At 32.8% G+C, this 12,246-nt stretch carries 12 protein-coding genes; all 12 read right to left on the reverse strand.

The window, feature by feature from the left end; all coding sequences use genetic code 11:
- Positions 1-32: 32 nt before the first annotated feature.
- Genes PMOB_RS01040 through PMOB_RS01095 form a run of 12 tightly spaced genes read right to left on the reverse strand, consistent with a single transcriptional unit; the run spans position 33 to position 12,035 of the window.
- A complete protein-coding gene (locus tag PMOB_RS01040; protein ID WP_012208054.1) occupies positions 33-488 on the reverse strand; it encodes a diacylglycerol kinase in 456 nt (151 codons plus the stop codon).
- On the reverse strand, positions 481-1,092 hold the full coding sequence (locus tag PMOB_RS01045) for a 2-oxoacid:acceptor oxidoreductase family protein (protein ID WP_012208055.1): 612 nt from the start codon (positions 1,090-1,092) through the stop codon (positions 481-483). The genes PMOB_RS01040 and PMOB_RS01045 overlap by 8 nt, the downstream gene beginning before the upstream one ends.
- A complete protein-coding gene (locus tag PMOB_RS01050) occupies positions 1,089-1,922 on the reverse strand; it encodes a 2-oxoacid:ferredoxin oxidoreductase subunit beta (RefSeq protein WP_012208056.1) in 834 nt (277 codons plus the stop codon). The genes PMOB_RS01045 and PMOB_RS01050 overlap by 4 nt, the downstream gene beginning before the upstream one ends.
- Positions 1,923-1,957: 35 nt before the next feature.
- Entirely contained in the window at positions 1,958-2,467 is a 510-nt protein-coding gene (locus PMOB_RS01055; RefSeq protein WP_012208057.1) for a deoxycytidylate deaminase, read from the reverse strand.
- Positions 2,468-2,480: 13 nt separating this feature from the next.
- A complete protein-coding gene (hemW, locus tag PMOB_RS01060; RefSeq protein WP_012208058.1) occupies positions 2,481-3,623 on the reverse strand; it encodes a radical SAM family heme chaperone HemW in 1,143 nt (380 codons plus the stop codon).
- Entirely contained in the window at positions 3,613-4,404 is a 792-nt protein-coding gene (locus tag PMOB_RS01065; RefSeq protein ID WP_041533998.1) for a hypothetical protein, read from the reverse strand. The genes hemW and PMOB_RS01065 overlap by 11 nt, the downstream gene beginning before the upstream one ends.
- Positions 4,405-4,426: 22 nt before the next feature.
- Positions 4,427-5,863 carry an Asp-tRNA(Asn)/Glu-tRNA(Gln) amidotransferase subunit GatB gene (gene gatB / locus PMOB_RS01070; RefSeq protein ID WP_041533999.1) on the reverse strand — a complete coding sequence of 479 codons (1,437 nt, stop codon included), beginning with the start codon at positions 5,861-5,863 and terminating at the stop codon, positions 4,427-4,429.
- Positions 5,853-7,214 (reverse strand): Asp-tRNA(Asn)/Glu-tRNA(Gln) amidotransferase subunit GatA, encoded by a 1,362-nt coding sequence (gene gatA / locus PMOB_RS01075; protein ID WP_012208061.1) that lies wholly within the window; start codon positions 7,212-7,214, stop codon positions 5,853-5,855. The genes gatB and gatA overlap by 11 nt, the downstream gene beginning before the upstream one ends.
- Positions 7,215-7,241: 27 nt before the next feature.
- Positions 7,242-7,922, reverse strand: a complete 681-nt coding sequence (locus PMOB_RS01080) for a rhomboid family intramembrane serine protease (protein WP_012208062.1) — start codon at positions 7,920-7,922, stop codon at positions 7,242-7,244.
- A gap of 36 nt (positions 7,923-7,958) precedes the next feature.
- Positions 7,959-10,391 carry a phenylalanine--tRNA ligase subunit beta gene (gene pheT, locus PMOB_RS01085; RefSeq protein ID WP_012208063.1) on the reverse strand — a complete coding sequence of 811 codons (2,433 nt, stop codon included), beginning with the start codon at positions 10,389-10,391 and terminating at the stop codon, positions 7,959-7,961.
- 45 nt (positions 10,392-10,436) lie between these two features.
- Positions 10,437-11,471 carry a phenylalanine--tRNA ligase subunit alpha gene (locus PMOB_RS01090; RefSeq protein ID WP_012208064.1) on the reverse strand — a complete coding sequence of 345 codons (1,035 nt, stop codon included), beginning with the start codon at positions 11,469-11,471 and terminating at the stop codon, positions 10,437-10,439.
- Positions 11,472-11,528: 57 nt separating this feature from the next.
- Positions 11,529-12,035, reverse strand: a complete 507-nt coding sequence (locus PMOB_RS01095) for a hypothetical protein (protein WP_012208065.1) — start codon at positions 12,033-12,035, stop codon at positions 11,529-11,531.
- Between the last annotated feature and the right edge of the window lie 211 nt (positions 12,036-12,246).

Consider the following 12,246-nt stretch of genomic DNA (forward strand, 5'->3'; position numbering starts at 1 on the left):
ATCTTTATCTGCTCCAAGTATCTTCCTCCTCATTATTTTTCTCTTTTTTTATAAATGAAGCCACATAAATTCAAGAAAAGCAAAAAAACTATTGCTAAGATTATACCATATTGAGGGCTTAGATTGAAAAAAGCGTCACCGAATATAATTATTCCAATCGCAACAGCGAAAATCGAAGTAATAAAAACCGCAGCTGCAGAAACATCTTTTATTATCTTTACCGAAGAACTATAAAAAGGATGGAGAAAATCCAACAGTTTCTCTGTTACAGTATTCACTGTTTCCATTATCAACACTAGCATAACTGTAAATATTAAAAGTATAAACTCTACTTCAGTTAAGTCGGCAAAAATAGCAACGATTAAAACTATTAATCCTATTAAACTTTGTATTCTAAAGTTTCTTTGAGATTTATAAATTTCTATGAGCCCTTTTAATGCATAAGAAAAACTACTTTTTAGGCTCCTATTTTCATCGTTTCTATTCATAACCTTTCCCTAATTTTTTATACATTTTAGTTGACTCTAACGGATACCTTTTTTTATATAAAGCATAACCAATTTTGAGAGCTTTTTCATCAATTTCTAAGTAACTTTTTGATACGTTCGATTTGACTTCTTCTATAAGCCTTTCCAAACTAATTACCTCAGTTACTGAACAAAGGACCCCTAACCCTATCATGTTAGCCACATTTTTGTTTGATAATTCTTCTATAGCTATTTGTGAAGCTGGGACTTTAATTATTTTTTTGGTGATCCTTTCTACATACTGAGGTATATTTTCAACAAATTTTTCATCGTATAATAAAATACCATTTCTTTTGAGATTCCCAATATGACTTAAACCAACATTATGCATCAAATACAATATATCAAAATTTTTAGCTTCAGGATAATCTATAGGTTCTTGATCAAAGAGCACATCACAATAAGAAAGTCCACCTCTCACTTGGGCACCGTAATGTTGAGATTGAACAACCCAAAATCCTTCTTTTACCAGTGCTTTCGCAAATATTATTCCCATTAAGATGTTACCTTGACCGGCTTCTCCACTGAATCTCACCGAATTAGGTGTACTTATTGAACTACTCATTTCGGTGATACCTCCTGTGAAACCAATTTTTTCCTTAATTTTTCATACCTGTCAACGTAGCCTTCTTTTTCAATATTCAGAAATTCACCTATTATAATCTTATCTTCCAAATCATTTTCATCCATTTTTTTGGCTTTGCTCAACATGACAGAGTTATCTTTGAAATATTGCAACATTTGGGTAGGTTCCGTCATTTTGTTGTATCTTCCATAATAAGTGTGACAATTTGTGACTATCTCAACAACCGACATACCTTTGTGTTTTAAGGCGTTTTCTATGTATTTAACGGATAACATGTAATGAAAAACGGTTGATCTAGCAACGTAAGTGGCACCAGAAGTGATTGCAAGATTAACTGCATCAAAATTGCTTTCTAAATTCCCATAAGGGGAAGTTGAAGCGTAAGTCCCAGGAGGTGTTTCAGGTGAATATTGCCCGCCTGTCATGCCATAAATAGAATTGTTGAAGATAATAACTGTTAGATCCATGTTTCTACGGCAAGCGTGAATAAAATGATTTCCTCCTATTGCAAGTATATCCCCATCTCCTCCCATTACTACCACATTAAACTCTGGCTTTGCTAGTTTAACTCCTGTTGCAAAGGCCACAGCCCTTCCATGGAGTGTGTGCATAGTGTTAAAATCTAGGTACCCCGTGACTCTTGAAGAACATCCTATACCCGATACAACTGCCACCTTGTTTTTATCCAAACTTAAATTATCCACTGCTTCCACAAAATTTTTCATTATTATTCCATTACCACATCCAGGACACCATACATGGGTCATTCTATCTTTTCTTAAATACTTAAAGTATCTCTCTATAGGCATTTTATCCCACCTTTCCATTTTGATATTTATTTTGATCATTCGATAACTTTTGTTTGTATGTTACAAGTATCAAAAAACAGTTTTGTTAGACTATCCGGATAACCTTCTCTATAATAAACATTCTTTATTCCCGCATTTATTACCAACCTAGCACATACAGAACAAGGTTGGTGGGTGATATAAATTGATGCGTTATCAGTGCTAATACCGAATTTAGCAGCTTGCATCAAGGCATTTTGTTCTGCATGAAGACCATAACAAATTTCTTGGTTTTCTCCACTTTTTATACCTAAATCGTCCCTTATGCAACCTATATCATCACAGTGAGGAAAACCGGACGGTGGTTGATTGTAACCGGTTGCTAAGATCCTTTTTTCTTTTACAATTACTGCTCCTACTTTTCTATGCAAACAGGTTGATCTTTTACTTACCAAATCCGCTACTTCCATAAAATATTTGTCCCAATCTTTCCTTTTTTTGAATAAGTTGGGATTATTAAAATTTTTATTCTTCAAATAATTTTCAACTTCGTCCTTTTTATCCAAGAAAAAACCTCCCTTAAGTTGGAGATACATCTAATAACTTCTCAAAAACAAACCTTGAAAAGTTTAAACCTTTTGTAGTTAATTTAATAGAATCATCTATAGATATATATTCTTCCAAATTATTTTTTAACTGATTTAAGACATTGTCAACCACATTTTTAGAGAATCTTTGAACCAAAGAATCATAAGTTATTCCTTTTGTTAGCCTCAAAGACATAAATAGTGTTTCTAACAACTCAGCAAACTCGTCATTCGCATTTTTTGTGTCGTATGGAAGTTCCTCATTATTTAATTTTGTAATATATGCTTTAACATCTGAAGTATTGACATATCTTTCGTTGTTGATATGCCCTCCTGCGGAAACCCCAAATCCGACATAATCTAAGTTATACCAATAAAATTGATTGTGAATACATTCTTTTTGGGGTAACGACCAACTTGAAATTTCATATCTATTATATTGCAATTTTTTCAATTGATCATAGATATAATCAAGAAGGTCATATACTAAGTCATCTTCCGGAAGTTTCATTTCCTTGATTTCAAGAAAATGTTTTAAAGGAGTATCATGTGAAGAATCCAATAAATAATAAGAAATATGAGAGGGTTTCATCTTTTCTATAAATTCCAAATTGCTATTAACCGTCTCAAAATTTTCATATGGTAATCCAACAATAAAATCTATATTTATATTGTCATAAAAAGACGTCAAAAGTTTATAAGATTCTAACCCTTTATTAAAATCATGGGATCTTCCAACAGTTTTTAATATCTTATCAGAAGTGCTTTGGAACCCCATTGATATTCTGTTGATTCCTATTTCCTTGTAAAATTGTACTTTTTTCTCATTAACACTTTCTGGATTTACCTCTATCGTGAATTCTTCTAAATCAGATAGGTCCATATGTTCTTGTAACGAACGAAAGGTTTGTAAAATAAATTCTTCCTCAACAAAAGATGGAGTTCCACCTCCAAAATAAATAGTTCTAACCTTCCTACCTTTTAATTTTTCACCTTTCAAGGCGATTTCTTTACTTAAGGCATTAAAATATTTGGCTTTTAAGGATAAATCAGTTGTAGACACATAATCACAATAAAGACATCTCTTCACACAAAAGGGTATATGTAAATATACAGCAATATCATTAGAATTCAAAAAATAAACTTCCTCCTTTTTCGTTGAACGAAAAAAGTAGAGGTAACTTAAGATTTTCATTGTAAAGATAAAATTCATAAAAAAAGTCTTGACCAAAAGCTATTTTTGTACCAATATGCAAATGTTGATCAAATATATTTAATGGAATTGAAAATCCAATATTTGGATACCATTTTTGTTGTATCAGAGACATTCCTACCTCTATTGTATCTACATAGTAACGATCTAAATTAACGATAGGAAAATTAAAATAGAAGCCATTTGAAAAGCCTAAACTAATAGGCATTTCCACAGGCCTATATATCCTAGCCTTTACTTCAAATAGATTTATATTTTTATTGTTAAAAAGAAATAAATTCCCTATAGCATACGAAGGGACATTGAATTTAGCTTGAGTAAAGTTATATATATCATGGTCAAAATTTTTTACCTCAACTCTTTGAAAATTTTTTAATGTCAAAACTCCTAAAAAATTATTTTCAAGTTTGTACTCATATCCTAGACCAAATTCACTATTATATACGGGTACGTTCACAAAGGCTTTGAAAAAAGACTCTCCACTTTTCAGTTTTATCGTTCTGTTGAAGATCTTATTTTCTATATACAAAGAGTGGTAATCGGTATAACCTAGTTCTAATCCAAAATCTTCAAAAGACGATGTGTAAAGTGAAAAGGTTGCACCTTTATTTTCTATCTGAGGCTCAAAAGGAGTGTAACCTACATAAGTCAAAACTATTGTTGAAATAAGCATAAAAGCCCCGATGAAATATAATTTTCTCAAGGTTTATCACCTCGTGGTTTTCTCAATTATCTTCAAGTAATTCTTTGAGTATCTCGTTTGTTTTTTGAGGGCTAGCTTTACCTTTTGTTTCTTTCATAACTTGTCCAACAAAAAAACCTAAAAGTTTCTTCTTACCATTTTTGTACTTTTCAACACTATCGGGATTTTCTTTTAAAATATTTTCAATTATTTTTTTCAATTCATCTTCATTTTCTATTTGCTCTAAACCTTTCTTTTCAACGATCAGTTTGGGGCTATCACCTGTTTTATACATCTGGGGAAAGATATCTTTAGCAATTTTTGTTGAAATTGTATTTGTATCTAAAAGCATTTTCAACTCAGCAAAATGCTCAGGTTTAATCTTTACATTTTCAATAGTATCATCATTTTCTTTCATCTCTCTTAATAACTCAGTCAAAATAAAATTACTAACAAATTTGGCATCCTTTGCTAACTTTACACATCTTTCATAGTAATCAGCTAACTCTTTGTCAGAAGAGAGGATCTGTGCGTCATATTCCGGAATATTGTACTGAGTAACAAACCTTTTAGCCTTCTCTTCTGGCATTTCCGGAATGAGTTTTTTAACGGTTTCGATAAGTTCGTCATTCAAAATCAGTATAGGGAGATCAGGTTCAGGAAAATATCTGTAGTCCATCTCTTCTTCTTTTGTTCTCATCGAAAATGTCTCTTTTTTGTTGGCATCCCACCCTCTCGTTTCTTGTATTAACTCTCGACCTTCTTCTAAATTATTAATAATCCTATCTCTTTCATATTCTAACGCTTTTTCTACAAATTTGAATGAGTTTATATTCTTAATCTCTACCCTTTTACTTACTTCTTCGTTTTCTTGGTTGAGAATAGAGATATTTGCATCACATCTCAAAGCTCCTTTTTCCATATCACCCGTTGAAATATCAGCGTATCTAAGCAAATTTCTTAATTTCTCCATAAATATCCTTGCCTGTTTAGGAGTCTCTATATCCGGCTCGGTTACAATTTCTAAAAGAGGTATGCCTGCCCTATTAAAATCAATTAAACTTTCTTGAGCATAGGAAATCTGATCCCCTTCATGAAGCATCTTAGCCGTATCTTCTTCCATATGCATCCTTCTTATTCTTATCTTTTTGCCTTCAACGTCGATGTATCCTCCACTTACTATGGGATGAAAATACTGCGTAATTTGATAACCCTTTGGCAAATCGGGGTAAAAATAATTCTTTCTATCGAACCTAGAAAACTTATTTATACGTCCATTTAATATTAATCCAGCTTTTATCGCAAGTTTAAGTGCTTCCTCGTTTAATACCGGCAACGTTCCAGGTTGACCTGTACATACTGGACAAATATTAATATTCGGCTCAGCTTCATAATGCTCTGTACTACATGAACAAAAGGCTTTAGATTTTGTTAGTAATTGGACGTGTATTTCTAATCCTATAATAGTTTTATACATAATTTTTCAACTCCCTGGAGGTCTCTTTAAAGAAATTGTCTGCTATAGTTAATAGTTCCTCATCCTTCATATATCGACCAATGAATTGTATACCAAAAGGTAACCCTTGGACATCACCAAAGGGAATACTTATGGCAGGTGATCCATTTAAATTCGCAGGGATTGTAAAAATATCCATTAAATAATAATCTAAAGGTTTTAACTTTTCCCCTATCTTTGGTGGGAGAACAGGAGATGTGGGGGTCATTATCAAATTATAATCGTTTAAAACTTCCTTTATTTTGTCACTCAACAATTTTCTTACTTTTGAGGCTTTTGAGTAATATTGATCATAATAAAGAGAAGATAGATTAAAAGTTCCCATCATTATTCTTCTTTTTACTTCCATACCAAAACCAACTTCTCTAGTAGATTTATACATTCTATTCAAACCTAAGGCATCGTTCCTCAACCCATATTTGACACCATCGTATCTTGAAAGGTTGGATGAGGCTTCAGCAGGGGCTATTATGTAATAAATTGCTACCGAATATTCAAGTTCCGGTATGTCTTTTACGTCAACTATTGCTCCTTTGCTTCTCAAAAAGTTAATAGCCCTTTCAAATTGTTTTATTACATTATCATCTGCATTTTCATGGTAAACAACCTTTGGAATGCAAATTTTGGTTTTGGATAAATCTATCTCTACATCTTTTACGAGATCTTTATCGTGCTCCAACGTGGTTGAATCCTTGGGATCTTTTCCTTTCATAATTTCTGTAACAGTTCTAGCGTCCTTAACATTATTCGCAAAAACACCTATTTGATCCAATGAAGATGAAAAAGCGGTTAAACCGTATCGTGATATCATACCGTATGACGGCTTAAATCCAACAACACCACAAAAAGCGGCAGGTTGTCTTACTGAGCCTCCGGTATCGGATCCCAGAGAAAATGGAACGTACCCTGCTGCTACAGCTGCAGCTGAACCTCCACTACTACCCCCTGGGACTCGTGCCAAATCCTTAGGATTTCTTACAGGTCCAAAGGCTGAATGTTCGTTGGTATTACCCATGGCAAACTCGTCCATATTAGTTTTCCCTACTACTGTAAAACCTGCTTTTAAAAGTCTTTCAACGGCAGTTGCGGTATAAGGAGAATTATAATTTTCAAGGATTTTAGAACCGTTTGTTGTTTTAGTCCCTTCAACTAAAATGTTATCCTTGACCAAAAAAGGTATGCCAAAATAATCGCCATCTTTGTTGCCTTCTGCCTTTTCTATTCTCAAAACTGAATTTATTTCTTTATCTTTTTCATAAATCTTTTTGATACTTTCTTCTATGACATTTTTACCAATCAAATCATCTATGGTCAAATACATCACCTCAAAAAAGAGTTTTAATTAAAATATGTAGTATCTAAAATCGAATATCAAAAGTAAAACAAAACTTGCAATAATTAATCCGTAAGACAAGTAAGAAAACGTTCTCCACCCTTGGTAACTCCTCTTCGTGTACCTTATAGATGTTAACCAACCAAAGGTAAAACCTATTCCTAATCCTCCTAAATGGGCAAAATTGTTTATATTAGCACCTGGTAAGAATCCCCAGATCACGTTTATTAAAATAATGGGGAGTAAAGCGGTACCTGTTACAGGTCTCAATATAGTTGGGGTATCGTGCCTAAATCCCGCCCCAAAAAGCAGACCTATCAATCCGAATATCGCACCTGATGCACCTACAGAGATCGCATTAGGTAAAAATAAGTGGGTTAAAAGGTTACCAAAAATACCTGATAACATGTATATTGAGATAAATCTTTCTTTTCCATAAGCCCTTTCAACTATGTTACCCACGTAAAATAAAGCGATCATATTGAAAAATATGTGAAATAACCCACCATGAACAAACATTGATGTAATCAATCTGAACCATTCTCCGGCTGTGATTAAATTACCCAATTGTGCACCAAAAAGTATGTATATACGTGGGTTAGAAAAAGCGCTTAAACCACCAAATAAAAACATCATTATAAATATCAAAACATTCAACATTATTAAGTAACTCGTGACATTTCTTTGCATCTCTTTCTCCTTTCTTTGTCTATGTGTATGGTATGCCTAGGATTCTCGAAGTTTGATCCCTTTATTGTTCAAACTTTCTAAAATAGATCTTTCGACTTGATTGACTTCTTCTTCTGTCAAAGTTTTATTTTCTGATCTATAAACTATTGAAACGGTAATACTTGTTTTATCTTCTTCTATATTTTTTCCTCTGTAAACATCAAAAATTTTAAAATCTTCTACGATATCTGCCACACTTATTATTATTTCTTGAATCTCTTTAAATTCGATGTTTAGTGGAACAATCATAGAATACTCTCTTTTGATAGCAGGAAAATCTACTTTTCTGAATTCCCTTTTTATTTCTTTCTTACCTTCAAATATTTTATCCAAATTTATCTCACAGATATATATAGGGTCTTTTATTTCGTAATAATTATCGGCTATCACCGGATCAAGTAGACCTAAAAAACCAATTTCTTCGTTGTTGATAAATAGACGAGCACTTTGAGCTTTCAAAAAACCAGGTTGATCACTTCTTACGTATTCTACTTTCACATGAAATTCATTCAATAAGTTTTCTAAAGCACCTTTTACAGAATAAAATGTAACCTCTCTCTTATCCGTGAAATCATCATTATTTTCTCTCCCTGTTGCCACAAAGGCGAGATTAGTAAACTCCTTTGCACCTGTTTCACTGTCTTTATCTGCATGGAAAACTTTATCAATTTCGAACATTTTTATATCTTTTGTTTGGTTTCTATAATTAAAAGAAACTGAATCTAACAAACCATATATCAATTTGGATGACATGTATTCTAATTCTGAGGAGATAGGATTAATCAATCTTAACTCCAATTCGTTTTCCATCCACATTCTGTTGCCATTGTTCAACGGAAAGGTCTTTGCCTCATGATAACCATTAGCCAACATAGTATCTTCTACCTTTTCTTTAAAAGAAACAAAATCTCCCTTACTTCCTATCAATCCATTTAGATTTGGGAAAGCAGGCTGAATTTTTGAGTAACCGTAAACTCTACCAACCTCTTCAACGAGATCAATATCTTGGGTAATATCTGGTCTTTTTGTGGGAATAGAAACGTTCCATTCTTCATCTATTATATCCCAAGGTAAATCAATCATCTTGACTACATCTTCCATTGCCTTCTGCTGCGAACTTTTTTCCACTATTGTGAAAGAGAAATCTAATTTTTTTAATATTTGTTCAATTTCTTTTTCTGCTAAGTCTTTCCCCAACCTATCGTTTATAAAACTTTTTTTAATCGATATTTTTTTATTTTCTATAGGCTTAGGATATATATCCGTTGTAGCTCCTTCTACCTTTCCTCCTGCCAATTCGTTAATCAATTTAATCAATCTACCCATAACCATCTCACTATCGTTTGGATCAACTCCTCTTTCAAAACGATACGAAGAATCAGAGGTTATCTTATGGTAAGTAGAGGACTTTCTTATATTGACAGGATCGAAATGGGCAACTTCTAATAAGATATCTTTCGTATTTTCATTGATGCCGCTTAATTCTCCCCCCATTATGCCACCAAGTGCAATTATGTTGTCACCATCGGTTATAAGTGTTTCTTCCCCTTCCATGGTGTACTCTTTACCATCCAAAAGCAGGATTTTTTCGCCTTTTTTAGCTTTTCTAACTACTATTTGGTCACCTATAAGATCTAAATCGAATGCATGGATGGGGTGACCTGTCTCTAACATTACATAGTTTGTTATGTCTACAATATTATTTATACTTCTTATTCCTGACCTTCCTAACCTTTTAACCAGCCACATTGGGGATGGACCAACTTTTATATCTTTTACAACTGTTGCCATATATCGATTACATTTTTCATATTCTATTCTTACCGGAAACCCCTCACCCTTACTAATTTTTATATAGTCAGGTAAATTAAATCCCACACCACAATCTATTGTTTCTAACTCTTTGGCAACACCTAAGTAAGACAGTAAATCAGGCCTATTGGGAAGTATATCTAATTCCAAAATTTGGTCATAAAGATCAAAAAATTTTACAAAATCCATTCCATTCGGAACGTCATCCACTATTCTGTAAATTTTATCCGCATCCCCAGATATACCTAATTCCTTCAAAGAACACATCATTCCCTCAGAGATAACTCCCTTGAATTCTCGTTCTTCTATTTTTATATTGTTTGCTAAAGTTGCCCCAGGAAGTGCAACTGGAACTTTTTCTCCAATCTTAACTGTAAGATCCCCGGTGACTATATTTTTGATATCTTTCCCTACGTCTATCTTACAAACTACTAAATTATCAGCATTTTCAAGTGGGGTTATTTCCATAATCTCTCCAACTGTTATATTATTAAGATTATTCCCCGCTTTTTCAAAACCTTCTACATCTACCGAGTGGAGTTTTATTTCTTTTACTAATTCTTCGATATTTTTTGTGACTTTTATATAATCTTCAAGCCAATTTAAAGATACTTTCATCGTTACCTCCCTCTAAAATTTTGCTTGCCAATGACGGATAATTGATTATGAATTTTCTATAAACCTAATGTCGTTTTTGTATAATTCTCTCATATCTGGAATGTTATATTTCAACATCGCTACTCTTTCAATCCCCATTCCAAAAGCAAAGCCTTGCCATACTTTTGGATCGTAATTAACGCTTTGAAAAACGTTTGGATGAACTAAACCGGCTCCCAATATTTCTATCCATCCGGTATTTTTACAAACATTACACCCTTTCCCTCCACAAAAGATACAACTGATATCTACCTCAAAACTTGGTTCGGTAAAAGGGAAATAGCTCGGACGCAACAAGACCGAAACTTTATTTCCAAAAAATTTTTGAGCAAAAACTTCAAGATACATTTTTAAATGGGAAACGGAAACATTTCTATCAACATAGAGCCCTTCTACCTGATGAAAAACCGGGGAATGAGTGGCGTCTAATTCATCTTTTCTGTATACCCTTCCCGGGGATATTATAGCCAAGGGGGGCTTACTTTTCAACATAGTTCTCACTTGAACGGGAGAAGTATGCGTCCTTAAAAGCTTTTCTTTGTCCAAAGACAAATAAAAAGTATCCTGCATTTCTCTGGCAGGATGCCATTCAGGAGTATTAAGTGCGTCAAAATTGTACCAAGAATTTTCAATTTCTGGACCTTCAGCTACCGAAAAACCCATTCCAATGAATATTTCTTCTATTTCTTTCCTTGTTTTTGTGATCAAATTCTCTTTTCCTATCTTTCTACGAGCCCCAGGAATCGTAATATCAACCCAGTTTTTTTTCTCCTTTTCTTCTCTTTCTTTTTCTTTCAACTCACTTAACTTCTCATCAAAAAGGGTTTCTAATTCTTCTTTTAGTTCATTTACACTTTTACCATACTCTTTTTTTAATTCTACATCATCGATATCTTTAAGACTGTTCATTAGAGACTTGATTAAACCTTTCTTACCTAAATATTTAGATTTTAGATTTTGAAATTCCTGCATATCTGTTATTTCTTGTATTTCTCTTTTTAAAGTACCTATGATTTCATCTCTGTCTATTGTTAAAGCCATCAAAATCCTCCTAAATTTTAAAAATTTTAGCTTTGAAAAGTACTTTTTTCTGAATTATCATTTGAAATAATCTTTTGATCCAGATATGATAGGTTCTCCCAACATATTAACTACTCTGTCTGTGGTAGCTTGCAATAGTTCAAAAGAATCACTTATCACTAATATACTGCAATCCTTTCTATAATAAGAAATGATCGTTGAAATGTCAGAAAGCTCGTCGTAATTAATATCACACTTTTTTGCTCCTATAAATATCAAATGACGCCTTTTAGGTTTGTTTTTAAGTATGTTGTATATGCTATCTTTCCAAATTTGAGGAACCACTATATGAGTAAAAGATCTTCCCACCCAATTCATACCATTTGCAAGAAATCCATTTATTTTAACTTCCTTTGCGTACTTTTCAGGTTCAGAAATTAATTTAAAGAAATACGATGTCATTAATTCAGTCTCACTGGTATATAAACCTAACGAATTACCTTTTTCCAACTTAATCTCTGGAAAGGTGATAGAAGGTTGTACAATATCCAGCATGATGCTATTTGAAATTTCCTCTTCAATCACCTTGCACACCTCTTTTTATCATTTTTTGAATCTCTCAAAGCACTTATCTATTAAAGCTATTTTAAGACACTATTATCTAATTTATAAAGAACTACTTTTAATTGTAATCAGGTACAAAGGCATAACAATTTTTTCAGTGAATTGATTAATACCAATAGTTATCCCTCCAAAAGAAAATTATACCATAACAATAGAAAAAACTGACATCTTT

Source organism: Petrotoga mobilis SJ95 (assembly GCF_000018605.1).
Taxonomy (GTDB): domain Bacteria; phylum Thermotogota; class Thermotogae; order Petrotogales; family Petrotogaceae; genus Petrotoga; species Petrotoga mobilis.

Excerpts from the sequence above, each read along its gene's own strand:
- PMOB_RS01050 (WP_012208056.1), bottom strand. The coding sequence starts at position 1,922 with ATGCCTATAGAGAGATACTTTAAGTATTTAAGAAAAGATAGAATGACC.
- pheT (WP_012208063.1), bottom strand. The coding sequence starts at position 10,391 with ATGAAAGTATCTTTAAATTGGCTTGAAGATTATATAAAAGTCACAAAA.
- PMOB_RS01045 (WP_012208055.1), bottom strand. The coding sequence starts at position 1,092 with ATGAGTAGTTCAATAAGTACACCTAATTCGGTGAGATTCAGTGGAGAA.
- PMOB_RS01090 (WP_012208064.1), bottom strand. The coding sequence starts at position 11,471 with ATGGCTTTAACAATAGACAGAGATGAAATCATAGGTACTTTAAAAAGA.
- PMOB_RS01040 (WP_012208054.1), bottom strand. The coding sequence starts at position 488 with ATGAATAGAAACGATGAAAATAGGAGCCTAAAAAGTAGTTTTTCTTAT.
- PMOB_RS01080 (WP_012208062.1), bottom strand. The coding sequence starts at position 7,922 with ATGCAAAGAAATGTCACGAGTTACTTAATAATGTTGAATGTTTTGATA.